General features: G+C 63.2%; 24 protein-coding genes and 2 rRNA genes (1 of these 26 only partly in view). 6 read left to right on the plus strand and 20 right to left on the minus strand.

Features of this window, described 5'->3' with window-relative positions; translation table 11 throughout:
• Positions 1-7: 7 nt before the first annotated feature.
• Both IB275_RS25785 and IB275_RS25790 read left to right on the plus strand, forming a co-directional pair.
• Positions 8-301: a transposase gene (locus IB275_RS25785; RefSeq protein WP_192292405.1), complete on the plus strand. Its 294-nt coding sequence runs from the start codon at positions 8-10 to the stop codon at positions 299-301.
• Positions 298-1164 carry an IS3 family transposase gene (locus IB275_RS25790; protein WP_192292408.1) on the plus strand — a complete coding sequence of 289 codons (867 nt, stop codon included), beginning with the start codon at positions 298-300 and terminating at the stop codon, positions 1162-1164. Before IB275_RS25785 ends, IB275_RS25790 begins: the two co-directional genes overlap by 4 nt.
• A 158-nt stretch (positions 1165-1322) precedes the next feature.
• On the opposite strand, the gene IB275_RS25795 is transcribed toward IB275_RS25790, so the two are convergent.
• The 4 genes from IB275_RS25795 to IB275_RS25810 all read right to left on the minus strand — a co-directional run bounded on the left by IB275_RS25795 (position 1323) and on the right by IB275_RS25810 (position 3223).
• On the minus strand, positions 1323-1610 hold the full coding sequence (locus IB275_RS25795; RefSeq protein WP_192292411.1) for a barstar family protein: 288 nt from the start codon (positions 1608-1610) through the stop codon (positions 1323-1325).
• A complete protein-coding gene (locus IB275_RS25800) occupies positions 1607-1999 on the minus strand; it encodes a hypothetical protein (protein ID WP_192292413.1) in 393 nt (130 codons plus the stop codon). The genes IB275_RS25795 and IB275_RS25800 overlap by 4 nt, the downstream gene beginning before the upstream one ends.
• Before the next feature lie 242 nt (positions 2000-2241).
• The gene (locus IB275_RS25805) at positions 2242-2796 is read right to left on the minus strand and encodes an ankyrin repeat domain-containing protein (protein ID WP_192292416.1); all 555 of its coding nucleotides are present in this window, start codon (positions 2794-2796) and stop codon (positions 2242-2244) included.
• Between the two features lie 43 nt (positions 2797-2839).
• Positions 2840-3223, minus strand: coding sequence for a hypothetical protein (locus IB275_RS25810; RefSeq protein WP_192292420.1), 384 nt, complete (start codon positions 3221-3223; stop codon positions 2840-2842).
• Between the two features lie 261 nt (positions 3224-3484).
• Here IB275_RS25810 and IB275_RS25815 point away from each other — a divergent pair, with 261 nt between their 5' ends.
• Positions 3485-3886, plus strand: a complete 402-nt coding sequence (locus IB275_RS25815) for a DUF1493 family protein (RefSeq protein WP_192292423.1) — start codon at positions 3485-3487, stop codon at positions 3884-3886.
• 291 nt (positions 3887-4177) lie between these two features.
• On the opposite strand, the gene IB275_RS25820 is transcribed toward IB275_RS25815, so the two are convergent.
• The 11 genes from IB275_RS25820 to IB275_RS25870 all read right to left on the minus strand — a co-directional run bounded on the left by IB275_RS25820 (position 4178) and on the right by IB275_RS25870 (position 15021).
• Positions 4178-4870: an SOS response-associated peptidase gene (locus IB275_RS25820; protein WP_192292426.1), complete on the minus strand. Its 693-nt coding sequence runs from the start codon at positions 4868-4870 to the stop codon at positions 4178-4180.
• Positions 4871-4950: 80 nt separating this feature from the next.
• The gene (locus tag IB275_RS25825; RefSeq protein ID WP_192292429.1) at positions 4951-5952 is read right to left on the minus strand and encodes an isocitrate/isopropylmalate dehydrogenase family protein; all 1002 of its coding nucleotides are present in this window, start codon (positions 5950-5952) and stop codon (positions 4951-4953) included.
• The gene (can, locus tag IB275_RS25830) at positions 5949-6593 is read right to left on the minus strand and encodes a carbonate dehydratase (protein ID WP_081516408.1); all 645 of its coding nucleotides are present in this window, start codon (positions 6591-6593) and stop codon (positions 5949-5951) included. Before can ends, IB275_RS25825 begins: the two co-directional genes overlap by 4 nt.
• A gap of 64 nt (positions 6594-6657) precedes the next feature.
• Positions 6658-7902, minus strand: coding sequence for a C69 family dipeptidase (locus tag IB275_RS25835; RefSeq protein WP_192292432.1), 1245 nt, complete (start codon positions 7900-7902; stop codon positions 6658-6660).
• Positions 7877-9265, minus strand: coding sequence for a flavin monoamine oxidase family protein (locus IB275_RS25840; RefSeq protein WP_192292435.1), 1389 nt, complete (start codon positions 9263-9265; stop codon positions 7877-7879). Before IB275_RS25840 ends, IB275_RS25835 begins: the two co-directional genes overlap by 26 nt.
• A 317-nt stretch (positions 9266-9582) precedes the next feature.
• Entirely contained in the window at positions 9583-10035 is a 453-nt protein-coding gene (gene rimI, locus IB275_RS25845) for a ribosomal protein S18-alanine N-acetyltransferase (RefSeq protein WP_081516411.1), read from the minus strand.
• Complete coding sequence (locus IB275_RS25850) at positions 10032-10865, minus strand: energy transducer TonB (RefSeq protein ID WP_192292438.1); 834 nt, start codon at positions 10863-10865, stop codon at positions 10032-10034. Before IB275_RS25850 ends, rimI begins: the two co-directional genes overlap by 4 nt.
• 115 nt (positions 10866-10980) lie before the next feature.
• A complete protein-coding gene (locus IB275_RS25855) occupies positions 10981-11496 on the minus strand; it encodes a DUF6160 family protein (protein ID WP_318652554.1) in 516 nt (171 codons plus the stop codon).
• 18 nt (positions 11497-11514) lie between these two features.
• Complete coding sequence (locus IB275_RS25860) at positions 11515-13095, minus strand: hypothetical protein (protein ID WP_192292443.1); 1581 nt, start codon at positions 13093-13095, stop codon at positions 11515-11517.
• Between the two features lies 1 nt (position 13096).
• Positions 13097-14179, minus strand: coding sequence for a hypothetical protein (locus IB275_RS25865; protein WP_192292445.1), 1083 nt, complete (start codon positions 14177-14179; stop codon positions 13097-13099).
• 236 nt (positions 14180-14415) lie between these two features.
• The gene (locus IB275_RS25870) at positions 14416-15021 is read right to left on the minus strand and encodes a hypothetical protein (protein ID WP_192292447.1); all 606 of its coding nucleotides are present in this window, start codon (positions 15019-15021) and stop codon (positions 14416-14418) included.
• Positions 15022-15238: 217 nt separating this feature from the next.
• Between IB275_RS25870 and mksB the strand changes: the two genes are divergently transcribed.
• The 3 genes from mksB to mksF are packed head-to-tail and all read left to right on the plus strand — an operon-like array spanning position 15239 to position 20113.
• The gene (mksB, locus tag IB275_RS25875; RefSeq protein ID WP_192292449.1) at positions 15239-16516 is read left to right on the plus strand and encodes an Mks condensin complex protein MksB; all 1278 of its coding nucleotides are present in this window, start codon (positions 15239-15241) and stop codon (positions 16514-16516) included.
• Complete coding sequence (gene mksE, locus IB275_RS25880) at positions 16506-17282, plus strand: Mks condensin complex protein MksE (protein ID WP_192292450.1); 777 nt, start codon at positions 16506-16508, stop codon at positions 17280-17282. Before mksB ends, mksE begins: the two co-directional genes overlap by 11 nt.
• On the plus strand, positions 17279-20113 hold the full coding sequence (gene mksF / locus IB275_RS25885) for an Mks condensin complex protein MksF (RefSeq protein WP_192292452.1): 2835 nt from the start codon (positions 17279-17281) through the stop codon (positions 20111-20113). The genes mksE and mksF overlap by 4 nt, the downstream gene beginning before the upstream one ends.
• Before the next feature lie 187 nt (positions 20114-20300).
• Here mksF and IB275_RS25890 read toward each other — a convergent pair whose 3' ends face one another.
• The 5 genes from IB275_RS25890 to IB275_RS25910 form a co-directional block, all read right to left on the minus strand.
• Positions 20301-22601, minus strand: a complete 2301-nt coding sequence (locus IB275_RS25890; RefSeq protein ID WP_192292454.1) for a PqiB family protein — start codon at positions 22599-22601, stop codon at positions 20301-20303.
• Positions 22594-23214 (minus strand): paraquat-inducible protein A, encoded by a 621-nt coding sequence (locus tag IB275_RS25895; protein WP_045211257.1) that lies wholly within the window; start codon positions 23212-23214, stop codon positions 22594-22596. The genes IB275_RS25890 and IB275_RS25895 overlap by 8 nt, the downstream gene beginning before the upstream one ends.
• Positions 23201-23857, minus strand: a complete 657-nt coding sequence (locus IB275_RS25900; RefSeq protein WP_192292456.1) for a paraquat-inducible protein A — start codon at positions 23855-23857, stop codon at positions 23201-23203. The genes IB275_RS25895 and IB275_RS25900 overlap by 14 nt, the downstream gene beginning before the upstream one ends.
• A 221-nt stretch (positions 23858-24078) precedes the next feature.
• Positions 24079-24194: ribosomal RNA gene (rrf, locus tag IB275_RS25905) — 5S ribosomal RNA — on the minus strand.
• A gap of 134 nt (positions 24195-24328) precedes the next feature.
• A 23S ribosomal RNA gene (locus IB275_RS25910) occupies positions 24329-24879 on the minus strand (it continues 2341 nt past the right edge of the window).

Here is a 24879-nt window from a genome sequence, read left to right on the forward strand (position 1 = left end):
AGTGTTCATGACCCAGACCAGACGACGCTTTCCCGAATCCTTCAAACGCGAGGCAGTAGACCAGGTATTTGCCGGCACGCCGCTTCGTCATGTAGCCGAGACGCTCGGCATCGCTGAAAGCCTGCTGGGCAAATGGAAGCGACAGTACGAGCAGCAAGGTGACGATGCCTTTCCAGGCAACGGCAAGCAGCGTGGTGAGAGTGCGGCGTTGCGTCGTCTACGCCAGCAACTGGCTCAGGTCACCATGGAGCGCGATGTTTTAAAAAAGGCGCTCGCCATCTTCTCGCAGACCACGAAGTGAAGTTCCGCGCCATCGAGGCGTTGGCTGGTCGCTATCCCGTAGCGCCAATGTGCCGGCTGCTGCGGGTATCCCGCAGCGGCTTCTATGCCTGGCAGCAGCGGCCACCTTCGGCGAGAGAGATGGCGAATCGGCGTCTGAGCAAGGAGATCCGCACCATTCACCATGAGGTGAATGGGATCTATGGCCATCGCCGAACCAAGGCCGAGTTGGCGGCCATGGGGCATGCGTGTGGTCGACACCGGGTTGCTCGACTGATGCGCGAAGCCGGTCTGCGCGTTCGCTCGCGCAAGCGCTGGCGGCTGGTTTCCAGCAGTCGTCATGCTCTGCCGATTGCCCCGAACCACCTGGATCGCCAGTTCGCCTCGGATCGCGCCAATCGGCACTGGGTCTCGGACATGACCTATGTGCGGACGGCCCAAGGTTGGCTGTATCTGGCAGTCGTGCTCGATCTCTATTCACGCGCCGTCGTCGGTTGGGCGATGCACCACCGCATGCAGCAGGCCTTGGTACACGCCGCCCTGGAGATGGCCGTTGTACGTCGACAGCCGAAAGAAGAAGTGCTGCTGCACTCGGATCGTGGCAGCCAATACTGCGCGTACGACTACCAGGCCTTGCTTCGGCGACATCGAATCGTGCCCAGCCATTCGCGTCCCGGGAACTGCTGGGACAACGCCGCGATGGAGAGCTTCTTCCGTTCGCTGAAGGCTGAGCGGGTGTACCTGACGCGCTATGCCAGCTACCACGAGGCGAAAAACGACCTGTTCGACTACATCCGCTTTTACAATCACCGTCGCCGCCACTCGACGCTGGGCTATCTCAGTCCGATGGAGTTTGAGCGGCGCTATGTGAGTAGTAACTCTTAACTACCTGTCCACCAGCTCCGGGACAGACCAAACAGCCGGTTGAATTGAGGTTTCGTCGCCTTTGGAAGGCCCGGCTTATAGGGCTTCAGGGGCTCGCGGAATAGCTCTCATGCGACTAATGAGCTTCTGGTGAGAAGCTCTCCGCCCCTTATGGTCGATTATCGGTAGATGACCTTTGGCGCCCACGCCGGATATTTGTCATTCATCTCGACGAACAGCTCAGACAACAGCACCGACTCTTTCGGCATGGTCACGGCGAATGCAGACCATCCGTGCAATTCCAGCATTTCCGGCATATCCACCAATCCCGTGATGGCATCCCAGAAAGCATCCCAGTTCCGGCCATACCAATCGGGAAACCCCAGGGCTTGACCCAAACACTCGTGCAGTTCCTCTATTCCCCGAACGCCACCAAGATCAATGGTGATGATTTGCGGGCGGGTCATTCCGGAATGTCCTGCGCCCCGGCTTCCATCAGCTCCAGTGGCAAATGCAGCGCCAGCAGCTCGGGTGCGACTCCGGTGAAGCATCTCAAGACGTACGCCATCTGAAGCAGGTAGGCATCCACCCACTTGTAGTACGCAGTGGCATTGGACTGCGGCGGCCGATCCTGCATAAAGAAATGGGCTCGGGCGAGAAACAACGGAATGACGTCGTAATTCTTGCTGAGGTAGAGCCCGATGCAGTGGTTGACGAAGCTAACCAAGGGGTAGAGACCCGAGGACATCCGATACGCCTGATCGGGGACTAGGTCAGAGGCATTCAGAATCTGATGGAGGCGCTTGAGCTTGGCACGCTCTTCCTTCGCCCCAGGAACCGACAAATCCATTTCCACCTACCGCTCCATTAAGTGGTCCAGACCCTAGCGCGAGGTACCTGTATTGGTAAAGCCTCTGGGGTGACTACATCGGGGGTATCGTCAGAAACAGCCCGTTGAGGTGAGGTTTATCCACGCTGAAAGGCCCGATTGACAAGGCTTCGGGGCTGCGCGGGGTGGCTCTCATGCGATTCATAGACTCTGCTGCCGGGCCCAAAACCCATCAGTACGAGCTGAACAGCTCGAAGTCTTCTTACCACTCAGGGCAAATCACCGAATAGCTTTTTCATTTGTTCGCTACCCTTTCGGCTTGCCACGCTGGCAGGAGTGGAACCGAGTTCATTTGCGGCGTGCGGCGAAGCCCCTAGCTCAAGCAAACGACGTGCTGCGGCCACATGACCAGAAGAGACAGCGGTCAGCAGCGGAGTGCCATCCAGATCGCCCTTCGCATCCACCTCGGCCCCGTGGGCGGCTAATAGGTCTATCGCCTCGACATCGCCCCAGGAAGCAGCCAAATGCAACGGCCGCTCTCCCCCCATCCCTGAAGAGTTCACATCCTGAGGAGGGGGATCAAACAGATGGATGTCCGAAAATATTTCCAATAGCTCTTCAAGATCGCGCCATTTTCGACGGGCGGGATAACCCTCTCGCACGTGTTTCAAATAGAAATCTGTCTTGTCCGAGGCAGTTTTGAGCTCTTCAAACAAGTCAGCGGGAACACCGAAATGCCACCAGACGTGGTTATTCGACCAAGCCACCTCCAGGCGACCGACTTCCGGCTCATAAGCCACATCAACAACAAAATACTCTCTCATTACCACCTGCAACCTCCCTGTAAACGAAGCGGGCCAACGGTTATCACTTCAACGAGATTTCGGGCTCGCTCCAAGCAAATACGCTCACGCAAGCATTTTGGCCACTTACAAAATACTCTCGGACTTTCTTGGTCCATTGAGCGACGAATCCGGCCCTTGAGCACTCTTGTTCCCACCAGCCGCCAGCGGTCACCTCGATGACCAGACCGGGAACGTGCCCCCAGAACTCTCCAAGGTCGCCTTCATCGAGAACCCGGAAACCTTCGATTCCAGGGAAGGTGATTTGCCAATGCGCATCGCCCTCAAGGTCACGTACCTCGACCCGCAGCGAATCCACGTCGTAACTAACTCCGACGATCTCTGCTCTTCTGCAGGTCTGGGTGGTTGCCGCCACAGCGGTGATGCGAGATAGATCCGTCGGGGTCACGCCATCCTTCCTTGGGTGTTCGAATTCGAGGTGACTACATCATAGAGCCAGAGTGAAACAGCAGGGTTGAACCAGCTATCAGACCCTCTGGAAGCCACGAAATATGGACCTCTGAGGGTGAGCGATGAGCACTCCATGCGATCCATAAGACTCTGCTGATAAGCTCAACGTAGAGCTGAACCAGTACCTCACGCGGGAGCCGTGAATTTTCCTGCGAACGCTACGTGCGTGACATATGTGCAGCGCAAGTGAGTGAAACGAATGCAGATCCCAAGAGACGTTACGCCTGAAAGCATCATTGCCTTTCTAGACGGCGAATGCCGGGGCTACAAAGGCGAAATCAGTATGGGCACTCGAGTTGGGGAAGACCTCCGATTGATTGGAGATGACGCCGAGGAGTTTTTGGAGAGATTCTCTAAAGAATTTGGTGTCGACCTATCTGAGCTTCCCTTCAGTGAATACTTTCCCGATGAAGGCTCTGCAAGCATGCATTCTTATGCAGACAGACAGATGCACAGTCCCAGCAATTCCAGGCTATCGCTGTTTCGGGAACTCGATTCATTGATCTGGGGTAGTTTTGCAGGCCGGCGCTCGTTCAAAACCATGACTGCGCAAGATCTCTATGAGTCCGCCCGCGCGGGTCAGTGGTGCCCTGGAGTTTGATCGTGACTGCGGCCAAGGCACGACACACAATCATCAGGACCCCGCCCCTCAGTCACCCGAACCACTGGTGACTACATCATAGCGCCAGCGTGAAATAGTAAGGTTGATCCAGCTATCAGCCCTTCTGAAAGCCCCGAAATATGGGTCTCTGAGGGTGAGCGATGGTCACTCCATGCGATTCATAATGCTGATGTCCTAGGTTCAAGTCCCGGTGTAGCCACCATCTCTCGAAAGGGGTTTAGCGAAAGCTCAACCCCTTTTCTTTTGCCTGCGAAAAAACCGCTCTCTCGTCTACTCGGCCTCCTCGATCAACGCCGCCGAGTCATTCCTCGCGTCATTCACCCGCAATGTCACCCGATACCCCGCAAAGTCATCCCGCGCATGGTGAATCAAATCGTCCAGCGCTTCGCTGCGCGTAGCAGCGGATAACCACTCCTCGAAGTTCTCCGGCGCCAGCACAACCGGCATGCGGTGATGGATGCGTTCGATGCTGGGCACGGCGGATCGGGTCAGCAAGGCGCAGGAGAGGATGGGCCCGCCATTAGGGTTTATCCACAGGGACCAGAGACCGGCGATAGCGATGATGGGGTCGGTCGGGCTGTGAATGAAGTACGGCTGGTGGACCTCGCGACCGGCGGGGTTACGAACAGATTCCGTCTCGTTCCACTCGTACCAGCCCAGCGCGGGCATGAGGCAGCGGGTGCTGCGCAGGGCTTGGCGCCAGAGGGGCTTGCCGGCAGCGTCTTCGCTGCGGGCGTTGAAGGAGTAGCGCGGCGGGGTGGGCTGTTTCCACCAGGTGGGAATCAGGCCCCAGCGGGCGGGCAACAGTTCGAGCTGGCCGTTTTCGTCGTGGCGCAGGATGGGCACGGTCATGGTCGGGGCGACGTTGTAGCAGGCCTGCAGCCAGCGCGGTGGCGTGCGCGCGCCGATGTGCCAGTAGCGTTCGATGGCTGCCTCTTCGGGGCTGACGTAGCGTCCGCACATGCCGGTGACCTTGGGGAAAGGATTACTTTCACCTTGGGTGTCGAATGGCGGGCTGTCCAGACAGGGCGACGGGCGTCCGTCTAGCCCAGGCGCTCCAGCACGCCCTTTCCTATCACCCGCGTCGTCTCGCCCCCGAAGTCCACACTGCCCTCCTCCCGCAGGAATGCGTCCACCGCTCCATCGAGCCGGTCGGCCAGCGCCGACATTTGCCAGTAATGCCGCAGCAGCATGCCGGCGCTGAGGATGGCGGCCAGCGGGTTGGCGCGGCCGGAGCCGGCGATGTCGGGGGCGCTGCCGTGGACGGGTTCGGCCAGGCCGATGCCGGTGCCGAGGTTGAGCGAGGGCGCCAGGCCCAGGCCGCCGCCCCAGTGGCTGGCGAGGTCGGAGAGGATGTCGCCGAAGAGGTTGGTGGTGACGATCAGGTCAAAGGCTTCCGGGCGCTCGACCAGTTGCAGGGCGGCGACGTCGACCAGGCGCTCGTCGAGCACGTCGCTCCAGCCGTCTTCGGCGAGCAGGTCGCGGCAGGTGTCGCGGAACAGGCCGCAGGTCAGCGGCAGGACGTTGGCCTTGTGCACCAGGGTGATTCGCCGGGCACGTCGCAGGCGGGCAAATTCGGCAGCGCCAGCGGCGAGGCGCTCGCAGGCGGCGCGGCTGATGACTCGCTCAGCGATGGCGACGCCTTCGGCTTCCCAATGCTCGCGCCCGCTGTAGAGGCCTTCGCTGTTTTCCCGCAGAACCAGCAGGTCGATGCCTGCGCGCGGTGAGACGACCGGGCGAGAACGCACCGGGCGCAAATTGAGGTTCAGCGCCAGCGTCTGGCGCAAACTGAGGATGGCGCTGCGGTAGCCCTCGACCTTGTGACTGGGCGAGGAAACCGCGCCGAACAGCCCGGCGCCGCAGGCTCGAAGGCGTTCGTAGGTGGCGTCAGGAACGGAGGTGCCGTGGCGCTGGAAGCAGTCCCAGCCGGCTTCGGCTTCTTCTACCTGCAGGTCGGGTAGCAGGCGCTGCAGCACCTCCACGGCGACGGGTACGACCTCGCGACCGATGCCGTCACCGGGGATGACGCAGAGGCGTCGGCTCAAGACTGGCCGAGCGGGCGCAGACGGTATTGCGGCGGCAACTGGTCGAGGCCGCTGACGGTGACGTTGAGGTCCTTCCAGATGCCGTCCTTGATGCCGTAGATGCAGCCGTGCACGGAGATTTTCTGGCCGCGGTGCCAGGCGTTCTGGACGATGCTGGTGTGGCTGACGTTGGCGACCTGCTGGATGACGTTGAGCTCGCAGAGGCGGTCGACGCGCTCTTCTTCCTTCTCGAACTGGGCGAGGTGGTCACGGTATTCGTAGGCGAGGTCGCGGATGGTGCGCAGCCAGCCGTCGATCAGGCCGAGCTGGCTGTGGTGCAGCGCAGCGCGCACGCCACCGCAGCCATAGTGGCCGGTGACCAGGATGTGCTTGACCTTGAGTACGTCGACGGCGAACTGGATGACCGACAGGCAGTTGAGGTCGGTGTGCAGCACGACGTTAGCGACGTTGCGGTGGACGAACAGGTCGCCGGGCAGCAGGCCGACGATCTGGTTGGACGGTACGCGTGCATCGGAGCAGCCGATCCACAGGTATTCGGGGGTCTGCTGGCGGGCCAGTTTGGCGAAGAAGTCGGGGTCTTCCTGCTTGATGGCTTCGGCCCAGCGGGCGTTGTTGTCGAACAGTTCCTGCAGATCGCTCATGTCCGGCTCCTCATCATTTGGCTGGCGGCACCTTACGCAGCACAGGCGTGGCTGACAAGCCGCATCAGCGCACAGCGTTCATCCGCCACCAGCGCGACGGGCGAGGCGCCTGCTGCAGCGCCAGCTGGTGCCAGGCGTCGTGCCAGGCCTGGCCTTCGGCGGCGAGGCGCGGCCAATCCAGCGTGCGCCGATCCAGTGCGCCGAGCAACTCGGTTTCCAGCCAGCCGTGACCGGCGCGCAGGGCGTCGGCGAAGCCGGGGTCGGTCAGGGCGCGCTGGTGCACGGTTTCGAAGCGCCACCAGAGTGAATCTCCAACGGCGTCGGTCTCGCGGCTGAGCAGCCCTTCCCCGGCGCGCTCGTCGAAGCCCAGCGGCTGGAACATCGACAGGCAGGGGGCGGAAGTCGCCGTCGCGGCAAGGCGCGGAGAGTCGCCGTCGAGCCGGGCGATGAGGCTGGCGGTGGTCTGCGAAGGGCGCCAGAAGCTGCCGGCATGCAGGCAGATCTGCCGGTTGTCGTGCAGATTGAAGCGGTGCCCGCGATGGCCATGGCTGCGCAGGGCGACCACCAGCGCCAGCCAGTCGACCTGGACCGGGCAGTGGGCGAGGAAGTCTTCGTTGAGCTGGCGGCGCTGGTGGGCGCCAGCCACCCAGGGCAGTACGCGGCCATCGAAGGCACGGGCAAAATGGAAGTCGCCGCGGCCGTTCCAGCAGCCGAAGCGGCGCGCCTGGGTTTCCAGGTTGGGGCTGGCGAGGTCGTATTCGTGGCCAAGGCTCAGGGCGTTGGAGATGGCCCAGCGCTCGACCTTCTTCGCCGCCCACAGACGCCCGGCGGTTTCCAGCACCCAGGCCTCGTCACGGTCGGCAATCAGGTAGCTGTTGTCGTAGCGCATGCGCTTGTTGCGATAGCCGGCCGGGCCGCCCTGGCCGTGGCGTTCCAGCAGTTCGGTGATCACTGCCAGGGCCTCGCGGGCGCTGCCGCCGCGCTCCAGGCCCAGACGCAGCAAGTCCATGCCGAGCAAGGCCTCACCGTCGCGCTGGGTCAATCGGGTGAACACGGCTTCGTTGCCGATGGCCACGCCCTTGTCATTGACGCCCATTTCGGCGCCCCACAGCCACGCAGGCTGGCTGAGGATAACACCGTGGCGGTTGGCGGTCTGGGGGATCTGCAGGTAGCTGGTGCGCACCGTGGCCGCGCTGTCGCCGCTGACAGCGGGCAGGCGGATCAGGCGTTGCGCTTCGGCGGGTTCACGGTCGCTGTTCTTGGCGAACCAGGTGGCCCCGCCGCTACGCAATACCAAGGTGTCGCACATAATCTTCCTCCCCGTGATCTTCCCGCGCGCCGAGCACTTCCCGCGCGGCGCGCTCCCCGGCCTCCACGGCCCCATCGAAATAACCCATCCAGCGGGTCGCCGTTTCCGTACCGGCGAAGTGCAGACGTCCGTAGGGTTCGCGCAGGCGCGCCGCGCCGCTGCTCCACAGCCCCGGCGGGAACAGGGCGGCATAGCAGCCGCGGGCGAAGGGCTCCTCGGCCCAGGATTTGTCCACGTAATCCACCGGCTGCAGCGCCTGCTCGCCGAAGTAGCGGGCGAAGCAGTCCAGCACCTGGCCACGGCGGTCACCGGCGGGCCGGGCGTTCCATTGCCGCGCCTCGTCGCCTTCGATGAAGCCCAGCAGCACGCCGCGTCCGGAATCGGGGACGCTGTTGTCGAAGGTCAGGCGCACCGGGCCGGTTTCGCTGGTGGCCTGACCGGAGAGGCCCTTGTCGCGCCAGAAAGGCTTGTCATAGAGCGCCATGCATTTGATCACCGCGCCTTGCGGCAGCCGTTGCAGGAGCTGGTCGCGCCAGCTGGGCAACAGCGGTTCCTGGGTGATGCGCAGCAGTTGCGTTGGTGGGATGGCGAAGATGACATGGCTGGCCTGGTGCGTGCCGCGGTCGGTCACCAGTTCGACGCGGCTGCCGTCCTGGCGCACGGCGCGCACGGGTTCGCCGGTTTGGACGTCGCCGATGCGCTCGGCCAGGGTTTCGCTGATCCGCTGGGAGCCGCCGACGATGCGGTCCTGCTGGGCGCCGCCTTCGACGCCGAGCACGGTGTCGAGGTTGGTGCCGCCGTGGATATAAAAGAGGACATGGAGAAACGAGAGGTCATGGGGGCTGGCGGCGAACACGGCGCCGCACATCAGCTCGAAGACCTTGCGCCCGGTGGAGGTGCGCACGTTGCGCCGCAGCCACTCGGCGAAGGTGAGGCTGTCCCACTGAGGCGCCTTGGGATGCAGGCTGGGGTCGCCCAGCGGAATTTCCCGCGCCATGCGGTCCAGGCGGACATGGGCCTGAAGGACATCGAGCAGAACGTGGGGAGGAAACTTCGGGATGGTGCCGCGATACGGCCTGAGTCGGCCGCCGAAAAGAGTGAGGTTGTCGCCCTGGCTCCATTGCGGAAAGGTCGAGAGGCCGAGTTCGGCCAACAGGGAAAGGATACGCTCCTGGGTCGGGCCGACCCACTGCCCGCCCACTTCGACCACTTCGCCGCTGGCGAAGCGATGGTTGAGGGTGCGCCCACCGACGCGCTTGTTGGCCTCGATCACTTTCACCCGCCGCCCGGCTTGCGCCAGACGCCAGGCCGCGGTCAGCCCCGAAATACCGGCGCCCACCACGATCACATCACTGCGATTCATGTTTGCGACCTTATGTTCTTGTTGTTATTGGTCTTAAGGGTAAGCCAGGAATCGCCCTCGGAAAAACCCGATCGGCAGGAAATTTCTCAATAATTGCGGGGGAATCGAGGCGGCAGATTCCGACGCTTTGCCGAACGCGCGAAGTAGACCTGCAGGAGCGCGCCATGCGCGCGATCGCGGGCATGGCCCGCTCCCACAGGTACACATGTCTGATCCGAGCGACGTTTGCAGGACGAGCGAGCCCCTTGCGGCAGGCGCACCCAGTGATGGGTATCGCTTCGCTCCACGCCATGCTGCGGTGAGACTTTCCAGCGAAGTCAGTCGACCAGCGTGCAGGCCATCACCAGCGCGTCTTCACGACCGCCGACTGCCGGGTAGTAATCGCGGCGGCGGCCGATTTCGTTGAAGCCGTAGCGCTCGTAGAGACGATAGGCTGGGCCGTTGGAGGCGCGGACTTCGAGGAAGCATTCCACCCCGCCCTTCTCGTGGGCACGCTTCATCAGGTGCTCCAGCAGCGCCAGACCAAGGCCACGCCCCTGGCTTTCCGGCTTCACCGTGATGTTGAGCAGGTGCGCTTCATCGAGGATCAGCTGGATCACGCCGTGGCCGACCTGCTGGCTGCCTTCGAACATCACCCAGCATTCGTAGCTCTTCAGGCCGTCGGCGAAGGTACCGCGCGTCCAGGGGTGGCTGAAGGCGGCGTATTCGATCTTGAGTACGGCATCGAGGTCCGCCTCGGTCATCGGGCGGAAGGAAACAGCGTCGCTCATGCAGGGGTCTGACTCATCCAGCGTTGCCGCACCCGGCGCATGGCGCGCCAGAGGTCGGCTTTCAAAGTGGGTTCTTCGGCCAGGCGCTCGAGGCCCGGCAGCGCCCAGGCGACGCCCAGGCCTTCGACCTGCAGCTCGCGCAGCAGGGATTCTTCATCGCCTTCGCCAGCGAAGCGCACGGCGGGCATACCGACCAGCCACAGGCAGGAGCATGGGGCGCCCTCCTCCAGCCGCGCGGCGACGAAACCCTGGACGAACTCGCGGGCGGCTTGCGGGCCCTGGTCCATGTTGCCGCGGGAGAACAGCGGCCAGCGTACCGGCTCGCCCATCAGTTGCGGGCTGTCCGGCAGGCCAGAGGCACGCAGCAGGTCCTTCAGCAGCAAGTAGGCCGGGTCACGGCTGGCCAGCGGCTCTCCGGTGGGCAGCTCGACCAGCAGGATACATTCGCCGGCGCGCAGCAATTGCAGGGCGAAACGCGGCGGCGGGGCGACTGGCGCGCGGACGGCAGGTTCGGCTTCCGCCTCGGTCGACTCCTCGGCTTTGACCGGCGCGGCCGGCTTGGCCTGGGCACCGACCTTGGGCAGCAGGCGCGCGGCGATCGAGCCGGGTTCGCCGGCCGTGACCGGCGCAGGCGCGGGTGCCACAACCGGAGCGGCGGCCCCGCGTGCAGCCGCGGCAGGCGCAGCTACCGTGGGCTCGGCCGTGACGGGCGCGGGGGTTTCCAGCAGCTCCGGGCGCGACGGGGCGGCAAACGGCAGCACCACGCGCGGCAGCCAGCTGGCGACCTGCATGGCGCCAAGGTAGGCGCGGCGACGGGCTTCTTCGATCAAGGGGCGTTTACCTGTGGGTGGTGCCTGCATGGACAGGCCGACACGACGAGGCGGGATTGTCGCGTGAAACGCGCCGGGGGGAAAGGCCGGCGGGCGGAGAGCCTGTACGTTTCGCTTACGGGGTGCCGAAGACGTAGACGTTGCCGGTGAGCTTGACCGCGCCAGTGGCCTGGTAGGTCAGCAGGTTGGTCTGCTGCAGGCCGCTGCCGGATACCTTGCCCTGGTTGGAGCCGCCCAGGGTGAATTGCAGGTTGCTGGCGCTGGCGTTGGTCAGGCCAACTTTCATGGCCTGGCGGTTGAACAGCGCGCCGTCACCATTGAAGCCGTTGTTGATGGTCACCATGTCGATGGACATGCCGTCGAAGCTGAAGGTGCCCTTGATGTTGTCCAGCACGATGTAGCCGGTGCTGTTGAGCGGCTGGATCGCCAGTCGCGCACCGCAGCCGCCGGTGCAGCGGGTATCGGCGGTGTTGGCGGCAAGGTTGAAATTGACGCTCAGGCTGACGCCGTCCTGGCCACTGACGTCGGCCATTTCACTGTCGTCCAGCCCGCGCATCTCGCCGTGGGCGATCGCGGCAGCCAGCAGCAACAGGGGGGCCAGGAGTCGGCTCGAAAGGCGTGCGGTTTTCACGGCGAGTCTCCTCATGCGCTAGCGCGGCAGGTTCACGGTGCGGACGTTCAGGTAGTCGATGCGCAGGCCGCGGATGGCCTGGGAACCGACGTCGGTGCCGCTGATGTTCAGGTTGCCGATGCTGATATTGCTCTTCTGCACGTTCTGGTAGAAGGCCTCGTGGTTGGCCCAGGTGACGCCCGGCGCGCTGAGCATCAGGTCGCCGTTGCTGGCCACCGAGAGCGTCGCCGGCTGGTAGTTGGCATCGCCCAGGTTGAGGTCGAAGTAGACGTTCTTGGCCACCACCTTGTTGCTGTCGGCGCAGTTCTCGCAGCCGGCGATGATCAGCTTGTCGGCGTACATCTGCAGACTCATGGAGGCCTTCAGGCCAGCGGCATCGCCCCACAGATTGAGGTAGGAGCCGTTGAGGGTGAAGTTTTCCAGGGCAATGGAGAAGAAGTCGGTGCGGGTCGTGGTGGCGCCCGCGCTGCCGTTGCTGTTGTAAGCGGTGCTGGGCAGGGTGAACTTGGTGGCGATACCGATATCCAGCCCCTGGATACGGGTGCCGGAGGAGTTCTGCATGGCGCTGGCGACCAGTTGCACCGTGGAGACGTTCTTCTCGGTACGGCTGATGGTGCCGCTGACGCAGGTGGTGGCGCTGCCACCTTGCGCGCCGCAGAGCTGGACGAACTTGTCGTAGTCGCTGGCGCGCTGGCTCAGGGTGACGCCGTTGCGACTGACCGACCAGGAGGCGCTGAGGTCCTGCTGCGCCTTGGTGAGGTCGGAGGTGCTGCTGGCGTACTTGTCCACCGAGTCGTTGTAGGCCTTCACCCCCGAGTTGCTGCTGCAACCGACGATGCCGCCGCAACTGTACTTCTCGCCGAAGTCCGGCTTGTTGGTACAGGCAATGCCCAGGACGGTATCGCAGACCCTGGCCGGGGCCACGTTGAAGGTGCTCTGCATGGTGCTGTAGTTGTTCCTCTGCACCACCTGCGCGGCATCCACCGTCGCCTTGCGCTGGTTGACCACGACCATGTCGGCATCGATGCCGCTCTTGAGCGTCACCATGTTGTTCGAATAGGTGGTCAGCAGCGTGTCGCGCTGGGTCTTCAGGGCGCTCAGCTCGGTGTTGATCTTGTTGGTCGCCTGGGCCGGGTTGGTGCAACCGGCGTCGCCATACAGGCAGCCCTGGTAGTAGGACCAGAGGCCGAACTTGTGGGTGTCGTTGATCGGGTCGGTCCAGGTCGGCGTCATCAGTTGCAGCGCTTCCTGGTTGGCCGGGATGTTCAGCCCCGCCTTGTACTTCACCGGGCCGAGGGTAAAGGGGTGCATGGGGGTGCCGAGGTAGGCCTTGGTGTCGAGGGTGCCGCGCTGGCTGCCCGCACCTTTTATATAGGCCCCGGTGATATCCACCTGCACATCCTGGTTGGCGCTGTTCTTCACCCCGGTGATCTTCGAAGTGGCCGTGGCCTGGTCGTAGCTGAAGCCATCGATGAAGAAACCCAGGCCCGCGCCGCTGACCTCCTCCAGTTGATCATCATCCAGGGCCTTCATGCCCAGCGCCGGCAGGCTGACCAGGCAACCGGCGAGACAGGCAGCTACCGCTGCGCGCCAGCTCATGTCAGCAGCCCGCTGCTTGCGAGCCCATGCAGGTGGACTGCCGGGGCAGGCCGCGCAGGGCGTCGTAGAGGTTGATCAGGATCGGGTATACGGCGTCCGCACCGCTGCCCACCTTCGGGAAGTTGGCGAAGGCACCGGACTGGGTGTTGACGAAGTTGCCGGCGTTGGCGAGGTCCTGCCAGGGCACATTCTGGTTCTGCAGGGAGAAGAAGATGCCCTGGGCGCCGGTGTTGATGTCGGTGGAGCCCGGCTTGCCGATGTAGATGGTCTTGTAGTTGGTCAGATCGAAGCAGGTTGTCAGGCCCAGCGCCTGGCAGTTGCTGGTAGTGGACAGGGTCGGGATCAGCGAGGCGATCAGGCCGCCAGCGTCGGAATGCAGCGAGTCGCCCTTGGCGATACCGATCTGCTCGGCGCGGTTGATCGGCTGGCCGTTGATCGTGGCCTCGCCGGTGCCGCCCTTGAGCAGCACCACGTCGGCGTACACCGGGGTATCACCGGCCACGGCCAGCGCCAGGCAGTTGATGATGTTCGGGCAACCGTTGCGGGTGTAGTAGTCGTAGGCGATGGAGGCCGGGCCGTAGATCTGCCCCTGCAGGTTGCCGGTGATCGACAGGATGTCGCCGGAGAGATCGCCCTGCGCCTTGCCGAAGCCGACCCGCGCGCCTACCAATTGGCGTACGCCGTTGTTGGTCTGGAAGGCGAACTCGACGTAAGGGTCGCGGATCTGGAACGGCACCACCTTGGCATCCGGGGAGTTGGCGTTGTCCACCCGACCCAGGGCGAAGTTGTTGATCAGGATGTCCGCCGGCTGGCCGGAGACGGTGGTCGAGCCGGTGCGGCTGTAGTTGCCCAGGCTCAACTGGTCGATGTTGGTCAGCAGGCTGACGTCAGCGCCGAAGTTGAGCCGGGTGTACTGGTAGTTCTGGTAGGTGGAAGCGTCGACGGTGAGCATCGCGCCCTGGCCGGAGATGGCGGACAGCTCTTCATCGTCCATCGACTGCATGCGCGCCTGGGCGGAAAAGGCCAGCAGGCCGCCGCAGAGCAAGACTAGGGCACGCATGAGCGGACCGGAGGACTGACGCATGGCACTCTCCTTTCCTGGCTCCCTGTTCGCGGGCGCCTGTTGTTATTCGTCGGGCGTATCGAGCCAGTAAACAGGTCGAGACTCGGCGCCGTGATGCCACTATAGGAATTCACCCGCCACGGCGGGCCGACCCATAGTCGAGTAAATCGCTCCGAACGATAGACGAGGAAAGGAAAGTCCGGGCCAGGTTGTTACCCATCGTCACACCGGGGTGACAGCTTCGGGCAATCGGCAGCTCACTGGTGGCGGAACAGGCCGATCAGGTGCTCGGCGATCGCGCCCTTGATGGCGTCGAGGTTCAGTCGCGAATGGGCCTGCAGCTTGGCGATGTTCAGGCGATGCAGGTGCAGCGAGGGCATGCGCGCCTCGTACTCGCGCAGGTCGCCCTTCACCAGTACCGGCAGGAAGATATCCCCCCGCATGCGGTAACGGTTGATCAGCAGCTTCAAACCATCCTGGAAGGGCAGCTCGCGCGAGGCCACCAGCCGGTGCTCGCCGGGAATTTTCAGGTACAGGCCGCTGTAGCCCATGGTCTCGCCAGGCAGGATATGGATGCCGGTGGGCTCCACCGCATCGCCGGGGATATCGTGGAAGGTGTCGAACCAGGCCTGTTCGTCCGGGAGGATGGTGATGCCGCCTTCCTGGCTCTCCGGGATCACGAAGCTGTAGTTGCTGTAGAGCTTCTCGACATACGACGAGTAGATGCACAAGCGATTCTCGAAGCGCTGCAGGAAGGCGATGGCTTCGTTGCGATCGGTGATCGCATCCAGGTCCCAGTCGAGATCGTTCTGGCGTTCCAGTTCGGCCCAACGGGCTTTGGCGAGTGCGGCGTCGTAAGTCATCTGCGTAAATCAGACTCTGATATCTAGGTCTCTGGTAAGGACGTTGGCAAAAAACTTGCCAGAAAATTCAGCCATTTAGGCCCCATTTTCCGTGAGATACGTCACACGGGCGCTGATGGTGCAGTCGCAAACTGACGCGTTTCGTCACCCTGTCGGCCAGGGGTAGGCCTTTGCAGTACAATCGCTCCCTTTGTTCATTCCGGGCCCAACCAAGCCGATGATCGACCCACGACGCGTACTACGCGCCCTCGCCGAACACTGGGTGCTGCTCGAACCGCTGTGCGAGCGCTTCGACGCCGGCACCCTGAGCCTGGTGGAGCTGCGCATCCAGCTCACCAGCCAGTTGCCCGACAGCACCCCGGTGGACATCACCGCCCTGCTCGACCAGTGGGTCCGCCTGGACATCCTCGTCCCGGTCGCCAAGAGCCCCAACCGCTTCGAGCTGAACGCGCAGATCCACGACTTCCTCGCCTACCTGCGCCAGGAACACCGTCTGGGTCTGTGCCTGGAGATCGAAGCCTACCTGCGCCACCTCGAGCGTCTGGCCGGCTACATCCGCGAAGCTTTCGAAGCACGCGACGGCAACGACCTGGCCCGCCAGCTGCGTCTGCTCGACATGCGCGTGCGCGACGTACTGAAGAAGCTCGCCAACGATGAACAGGCGCTGGTCGCCGTGGCCGAACGCGCCAAGACCCAGGACCGGCAGATTCCGCTGCGCCAGCGCTACGCGGAAGTCCTGGCGACCTGGGACGAGTACGTCGAGCCGATGATCCAGCTGGTCTCCGCCGACGGCGCCTTCGAACAGGGCGTGCATCGCGTGGAGCAGGTACTGCTGCGCCTGCTCAGCGAACAGGCGCGCCTCGGCCAGCTGGTTGACGACGACCAACTGCTGCGCACCCACGCGCGCATCCTGGAAATGCAGACCACTGCCCAGCTCACCCTGCGCCGCGCCCGCGAACTGCTGCTGCCGCTGCGCGAAGAAGCGCGCCGGCACAACGCGATCACCCGTGGCGCCGCGCTGGCGCTGTCGGTCATCCGCCGCAAGGGCATCGACGCCGTGCCGCAGGCTGCCCTGCCGATGTTCACCCGGCCGCAAAGCAACTTCCTCGGCACCGCCTCCCAGGTCGAGAGCTACGTCTTCGCCCTCGCCAGCTTCCAGCCAAAGCCGGCGCACTTCCCCAAGGCCAGCGGCAATCGCAAAAGCGATGGCCCGCAGCGCTCGCCGCGCACTGCCCGGGAAATGCTCGACCGCTGCCAGGCCGCGCTGCCGCTGCCGGACCTGATGAGCTGGCTGCTTGAGCAGGAGCCCGAAGGCGCCACCGACGAGCTGCTCTACTGGTTCTCGCGTCTGTCGCGCGATGCCCGCTTCCAGCGCGACCGCCTCGATCGCCGCCAATACGACACTCTCCAGCACAGCGTCAGCCTGTGCTCCTTCGCCCTGATCGCCGGCCCGACCGCTGGCAAGGACAGCAAGAGCGAATCGCATGCAGATTAATCTCACCGAAATGACCCAGCTCGCGCCGATCTTCCGAGAGCTGTTCAAGGGCTTCCACGTCAGCCGCCGCGACCCGGAGCTGTACAGCCAGCTGTCCAACCAGCAGGACGCCTACCGCGCGCTGTTTCGCAGCCTGGGCTACGAGCTGGTCTGCGATACCCGCGGCTTCTACTACTTCGTGCCCGAACAGGTCGGCGCCCAGGTGAACAAGACCGCCCAGCGCCTGGCGCTGTTCACCTTCATCCTCGTCGAGCACCTGGCCGACCAGGGCCGCGACCCGCTGGCCGTCCTCGACGGCGGCAGCATCGGCCGCGACGAGCTGCCGCCGCTGCTGGAGAAATACCGCGACCTGTTCCTGCAGGCGGAGGTGACCACCCAGGAAGAACTGGAAGAGAAGGTCATGCGCCGCCTCACCCAGCTCGGCTTCGCCGCCGAGGACAACGGCGTGTACCGCTTCCTGCCGCCGATCCACCGCTTCCTCGACGTCTGCCTGTCGGTCCAGCAAGACCGCGACCTGGCTGCCAACCTGCACGCCAGCGAAATGCAGTTCAGTGCGCCGGTGCTGATGGAAGAAGACGACGAGCCGGTGGTGATCCTCGAAAGCTATACCGCCGATGCCGACGAAGAGATCGTTGCCATCAGCGCCCCCGTCGAGGCCGCTGCCGTTGAAGCTGCCGCCGGCGCCGCCATTGAAAATGAGAGCGAAGAAGACGCCCTCGCCCGCGCCATCGCCGAAGAACAAGCCGACATGGAGGCCCAGGCATGACCCAGGAACGCTACGGCATCCGCCGCTTCGCCCTGCTCAATACCGCCGGCTACAGCCTGGGCATTTTCCCGCTGGAGCAGCCGCTGTCGGTGTACGGCGCGAACAACCTCGGCAAGTCGGCATCGATCAACGCGCTGCAGTTCCCGATCCTCGCGCGCATGTCCGACATGAGCTTCGGCAAGTACAGCCTGGAAGCCTCGCGCAAGTTCTACTTCGCCACCGACACCAGCTACATCCTGGTCGAACTGGACCTGCCCAACGGCCGCCATGTTATCGGCGTGGGCGGTCGCGGACCCGGTGGCGGCTTCGGCCACCAGTTCTTCGCCTATCAGGGCGAGCTGGACCTGGAGCACTACCAGAAGAACGGCACCTGCCTGCGCCTGCGCGAGCTGTACGCGAACCTCGAACGCGAGGGCATCAAGTCCTACGAGCTCAAGCCCGACGAGCTGCGCCGCCTGCTGGTTGGCGGCCACACCTCGATCCCGCTGGACCTGACCCTGATCCCGCTGCGCTCCACCAGTGAACAGAGCCTGAAGACCTTCCGCTCGCTGTTCATCAACCTGCTGCACATGCGCGAGATCACCGCGGCCAAGCTCAAGCAGCTGTTCCTCGATGCCTTCGAGCACAGCCTGCGCTCGGGCAGCGTCGACTACATCGCCGCCTGCGAGGAAGCCTTCCGCGACGTGCGCCGCATGGAGGGCGACTACCAGGCCCTGGTCGCCGCCGGCCCACTGGTCGAGGCCCTGGCCAATGGCGTGCAGCAGCGCGAGCTGCTGCGCGGCAAGATGCACCGTCTCTCGCCGCTGCTAGATAACCTGCTGGGCACCTGGGAAGACTATTCCGGCGCGCGCAAGGAAGAGCTGGTCATCCAGTCCGAGCATTACCGCCGCGAGCAGGACGGGCTACAGAACGAGCAGCGCGGCAGCACCGCCGAACTGATGCGCCTGGAGCGCGAGATCAGCGAAGTCCAGCGCTGGATGGGCGAACTGGCCGTACTGAAGAACCGCTTCGCGCTGGTCGAGGACGTCAAGGTGCTGGAGCAGCAGCTGCTCGCCGCCAAGGACGCCCACGACGAACTGGCCGGCGCCCTGGCACACTCCCGGCAGTTCTCCAGCGAAGACTTGGAAGAGCGCATGCGCGACCTGGAGAAGCGCCTCAAAGGCGTCCGCCAGCAGCTCGAGCATGCCGACAACAACAGCTATGCCCGCCTGCGCGAGGAGTTCTCCCAACAGGACGTCGAGCGCCTGATGCGCCTGTTCAACGGAGCACTGTTCAGCCTGCCGCTGGGCGAGAAAGGCGTGGACCTGGACGAGGCCGGCCAGTGGGTCGGCAGCGTCGAGAAGATCCTCGATGCCTTCAAGGGCGAGCGCTTCGAAGTCCCCGGCCTGACCATCGACCTCTCCACCATCGAGCCGCCGGCCCTGCAGGCCCTGGCCGACCGCGCCGCCCTGCGCGACCAGAAGGAGCGCCTGGAGAAGGAGCTCAAGCAGCTCAAGACCCAGCAGGCCGTGGCCGCCGACCGCAACGCCAGCAAGGCGCAGGCGGACAAGCTGTACCAGGACGTGCTCGACGCGCAGAAGGCGCTGGAAGACTTCCGCCGCAGCCAGACCCTGAGCGCTGAAGAGCCGGGCAAGCTGGAGCAGCTCGCCCAGCTGGAAGCCACCCAGGACGAACTCAAGCGCTCCGCCGACGCCTTCACCGAACGCGTCCAGCAGCTCTCCGCCAAGCTGCAGTTGATCGGCCGCCAGCTGGCCGACATGGAAGCCAAGCAACGCACCCTCGACGACGCCCTGCGCCGTCGCCAACTGCTGCCGGCGAACCTGCCCTTCGGCATCCCGTTCATGGATCCGGTCGACGACTCCATGGACAACCTGTTGCCGCTGCTCAACGACTACCAGGACACCTGGCAATCGCTGCAGCGCGTGGACGGCCAGATCGAGGCGCTGTATGCCCAGGTGCGCCTGAAGGGCGTGGCCAAGTTCGACAGCGAGGATGACCCGGAGCGTCGCCTGCAACTGCTGATCAACGCCTATGCGCACCGCACTGACGAAGCCATGACCCTGGCCAAGGCGCGCCGTGCAGCCGTCACCGACATCGCCCGTACCCTGCGCAACATCCGCAGCGACTACGACAACCTGGAACACCAGTTGGCGCTGTTCAACCGCGAGATCAACAAGCGCCAGGTGTCGAACCTGCAGAGCTTCCGCATCGTGCTGGCGCCGAACAAAGACGCGCTCAAGCACATCGACCAGATCATCCACAGCGCCGGCCAGTACGAAGAAGGCGAGAACCTCTCGGTCTTCGACCTGACCCAGAGCGCCGAGCAGGATGCCAGGAACGAGGAAGCCAAGGACTACCTGTCGCGCCTGGTGGCAGCGAACAACAACCAGCTCGGCCTCAAAGACCTGTTCGAGCTGGCGTTCGAGATCACCAAGATGGGCGGCCAGCCGATCATGCACACCGACATCGACGGCGCGGCATCCAACGGCACCACCATGACCATCAAGGCGCTGACCAACATGTACCTGTTGCTGCACCTGATGGACCGCGAGCAGGCCGGCCGCATCCGTCTGCCCTACTACCTCGACGAGGCGGCGGACATCGACGAACGCAACCAGTCGGCGCTACTGGAAACCAGCCTTCAGCTGGGCTTCGTGCCCATCCTGGCGAGCGTGAAGCCGCAGGTCTCGGCCCAGGTGGCCATCGACCTGGAAGGCGGTAGCGGCCCCAACGGCATCTACATCGACGAGGCGGACTGGAAGTACATCCGCCGCCGAGATACCGAGAAGGCAGCGCATAACGACGTGGAGGCCAGCGCCGAACCGGCGTGATGCTTCTTCAGCGTTGAAAAAAGCCCCGCATTGCGGGGCTTTTTCTTTGCGCTTTTCGTAGGAGCGAGCTTGATCGCGAATCGGAAGAGGAGGGTCGCGAGCAAGCCCGCTCCTACAGGTGGCACATCGCGGAGTTGAGCAATGAAAAAGGGCCGCAATCGCGGCCCTTTTCCTGTTCGGCTGAAACTCAGTTCGCCTTGCCCAGCGGGATCTTCGGCGCCCAGTCCAGCCACTCGTCATTCGCCTCGTCGAACAGCGCGAAGGTCTGCCCCGGTTTGGCCGGCGAGCCCATCTCGGCATTGTTCGGGGTGGCGAAGGCTACGCCGCCAGCGAGGATGGTCTCCATCGACTCGGTGCGCACCTTCACGCCCTTGAACAGCCCGGCATCCACGCCGACACCGCTGGTGTTCCAGAAGCGGCTGCCCGTCCGCACCAATGCCGCGTAACGCGGTTCGATGAGGACGTGGATCAGCACGCGGTCGGCTGTTTCACCCAGCTCGAAAGACGTCACCTTGCCGACCTGTACCTCACGGTAGGTCACCGGGACGCCAGTCTTCAGCGAACCACGACGAGCCGCACTCAGCGTCAGGCGCAGGCCATCGGCATCCAGCAGGCGATTCGGTTCGCCCCCCAGCAGGCTGAAGCTGGTCTGCTCCTGGCTGGGCTTGGACGCGGGCAGCACCTCAATGTACTGACCGCTGACGATGGTGCCGAGATTGCTGACACCGGACAGACCGACCTGCGGCCCTACCACCCAGAAGCGGCTCCCCTGGCGAGCGATACGATCCGCCCCGCGGGTCAGACGCGCTTTCAACTGCACGCTCTGCAGGTCCTTGCTCAGCTCCACCTGCTCCACGCGGCCTACTTCCAGGCCCTTGTAACGCAGGACGGTACCTTCCTTCAGACCGTCGGCGGTATCGGCACGCAGCTCGATCATCTGGCCCTTCAGGTGAGCATCGTCTTCGCTGTCGAACAGGGCGAAGCGACGCACCTTGGTGATCGGCGCCGCCTTGGGATCGGGCGTATCAAAGGCAATACCGCCGGCGAGCAGGGTCTGCAGCGACTCGCTCTTGAGCTTGATGCCATCCAGGCCGCCACTGATGGTGACGCCGCTGATATTCCAGAAGCGCGACGAAGTATTCACCAGCTTGGCGTACTCCGGCTCGATGTGGACGCCGATGACCAGACGCGACGGGTCACGGCGGGAGAGCTGGTAGCTCTGCACGCTACCGACCTTCATCTGGCGGTAGAGGATAGGTGTACCGACCTCCAGCGAACCCAGTTGGTCCGTGGTCAGCACCAGGTGCAGGCCCGGTGAGTCGAGATTCAGCGGTGGCGCCTTGGGCCGGATGACGAAATCACGGGTCGGTTCCCCGTCGCTGGCAAAGCGCACATTGAGGTAGTTGCCCTTCACCAGGGCCTCGAGGCCGGTGATGCCGGCCAGCGAGATGCTCGGCTTGACCATCCAGAACTCGGTCTTGCTGTTGAGGAACTCTTCGGTGCGCGGATCCATGGACAGGGTGGCGGTGGCGCCGTTGAAGTCCTTGTCCATGTCGATGCTCTTGACCGTACCGACCTCAACGCCGTTGTACATCACCGGTGTACTGCCGGGAGTCAGGCCGCTGACGTCACTGACCTTCACCTTGACGCTGAGCCCTGCTTGTGCGGCATCGTAATCCTCGTACAGGCGGAAGGGCTTGGTCGGGTCAGTGGGCGGGCTGTCGGCATAGTTCTCCGGCGTGGCGAAGGCGATACCGCCGGCGGCGATACTTGCCAGAGACTCAGTGCGCAGCTTCAAACCGCTCAGGCTGCCGGAAAGGGTGATGCCACTGGCATTCCAGAAACGCGTGTGTTTACGCACCAGGTTCGCGTAGGCCGGCTCGATGTGGACTTTCACCTCGATGGTCTTCTGGTCTTCCGCCAGCCGGTAGCTCTTCACCTGGCCGACCTGGATCTGCCGATAATAGATCGGACTGCCCTGCTCCAGCGAGCCCAGGCGATCAGCCTTCAGCGTCAGGTGCAGCCCGGGCAGGCTGTCGGAGAGCGGCGGCGGTTCCTTCAGGGCGACGAACTCCTTCTGCTGCTCGCCCTTCACCGGGTCGATCGCGATGTAGTTGCCCGAAACCAGCGTCTCCAGGCCGGTGACGCCGGCGATGGAAACCCGCGGCTTGACCAGCCAGAAGCGCGTGCTCTTGCTCAGGTACTCGGCGGCCTCCTTGCGCATCTCCACCATGGCGATCACGCCCAGGGTCGGCTTGTTCACATGCAGGTCGACAACCTTGCCGACGCCGATCCCCTTGAAGATCACCTCGGTCTTGTTGGCCTGGATACCCTCGCCGCTTTCGAACTGGATCTGGATCATGATCCCCGCCTGGTCGTAGGCACGCCATGCCAGCCAGGCCCCGATCGCCAGGGCAATCAGCGGAAGGATCCAGATAGCCGACCAGTTGGTGGTCTTGCGCATCTTGGGTGTTGGGAGGTCACTCATCGTTTTCTTCCGCGTCCGTGTTATCCCAGATCAGCCGGGGATCGAAAGTCACTGCAGCCAGCATGGTGAGCACCACCACGCTGGCAAAGGCGGCCGCACCGAGGTTCGCCTCGATACTGGCCAGATTACCGAAGTTCACCAGCGTCACCAGGATCGCGATGACGAAGATGTCGAGCATCGACCAGCGACCGATCCATTCGATGAAGCGGTACATCACATTCCGTTGCAGGGCGGAAAGCGGCTGTCGCCGCTGCACCGAATACAGTAGCAGCGCAATGCCAACGAGCTTGAAGGTGGGCACCAGGATACTGGCGACGAAAACCACCGCAGCGATGGGTATCATGTCCGCATTGATAAGCTCGACCACGCCTTCCATGATCGTCGCAGGCATCCCATTACCGAGGAAGTTCACTGTCATGATCGGCAGCAGGTTCGCGGGGATGTAGAGGATCGCCGCCGTAATCAGCAGCGCCCAGGTCCGGATGATGCTGTTGGGCGTACGCTCATGCACCACGGCACCACAGCGGCTGCAGTGAGTCTCGTCATCTTCCTCGCGGCGGTTGAGTTGGTGGCATTCGCCACACACCACGATCCCCGCATCAATGGCTCGCATCGTCGAACTCCCCGCACAGCTCGCCCCATACCTGGTGGTGAGACATCGTGACTTCGAGCCAGACCTGCGTGAGCAGCAAGCCCACGAAGCAGGCCAGGCCAACGCTGACATGCAGCTCCGCCATCCCTATCAGCTTGACGATCGAGACGAGGATGCCCATCAGGTATACCTCGAGCATCCCCCACTCCCGCAGATGCTGGTAGCCGCGCAGCAGCAACATGCCGTGCTCGCGTAGCGCCTTGTAGCGAATGGAGACCAGCACGAACAACTGACAGAGCAGCTTCAGCAGTGGAATCACCATGCTGCACAGAAATACCAGGAAGGCGACGCCGGCCATGTTCGAGTGATACAGGCCTACGACGCCGCTCCACACGGTATCCATGCTGGTCTGGCCCAGGATGGTGATATGCATGATCGGCAGAAAGTTCGCCGGTATGTACAGAAACAGCGCCGTCAGTACCAACGCCAGGGCACGGCGGACCATGTGGGGACGGTGGATTTCCAGTTCGTATCCGCAACGCGGACAGACTGACCGGTGCCCGAGCGGAACGGGCTCGCGACGCATCAGGAGGTCGCACTCGTGGCAAGCCATCAGCTCTTCCAGAGGCAGGTCCTGCAAGGCTTGTCCTTCGATGTCGGGCATGTAGGAACTCAGGGAAATTTGAAAGCTATTGTAGACGACGCAACCGTATCTCCGGTGCCCGTAGCATGCCTCGAAATTTCTGGAAAACCCGGCAGGGACGCAGCTCTTCGCGATTCATTGGGAGCGAGTCGTACCCGCAGCGGCGTTGCCGCTGCCGAGCTTTTCGCGCGCAAAAGCAAAACCCCCGGCCAGCGATGCTGACCAGGGGCTTTGGGATAGGAGCTTGACGATGACCTACTCTCACATGGAGAAACTCCACACTACCATCGGCGATGCGTCGTTTCACTACTGAGTTCGGGATGGGATCAGGTGGTTCCAACGCTCTATGGTCGTCAAGCAATTCTTTATGGACGCTCGTGGCAAGTGCACACGTTCATCCAGATTCGGGTATGTGACAGGTATTTGCGGTTCACACGAACTTTCGGTTCGTTACGTCTTCACCGTACAACACGCAAATTGTTTGGGTGTTATATGGTCAAGCCTCACGGGCAATTAGTATCGGTTAGCTCAACGCCTCACAGCGCTTACACACCCGACCTATCAACGTCGTAGTCTTCGACGGCCCTTTAGGGGAATCAAGTTCCCAGTGAGATCTCATCTTGAGGCTAGTTTCCCGCTTAGATGCTTTCAGCGGTTATCTATTCCGAACATAGCTACCCGGCAATGCCACTGGCGTGACAACCGGAACACCAGAGGTTCGTCCACTCCGGTCCTCTCGTACTAGGAGCAGCCCCTCTCAAATCTCAAACGTCCACGGCAGATAGGGACCGAACTGTCTCACGACGTTCTAAACCCAGCTCGCGTACCACTTTAAATGGCGAACAGCCATACCCTTGGGACCGGCTTCAGCCCCAGGATGTGATGAGCCGACATCGAGGTGCCAAACACCGCCGTCGATATGAACTCTTGGGCGGTATCAGCCTGTTATCCCCGGAGTACCTTTTATCCGTTGAGCGATGGCCCTTCCATACAGAACCACCGGATCACTAAGACCTACTTTCGTACCTGCTCGACGTGTCTGT

Source organism: Pseudomonas sp. PDM21 (assembly GCF_014852505.2).
Taxonomy (GTDB): domain Bacteria; phylum Pseudomonadota; class Gammaproteobacteria; order Pseudomonadales; family Pseudomonadaceae; genus Pseudomonas.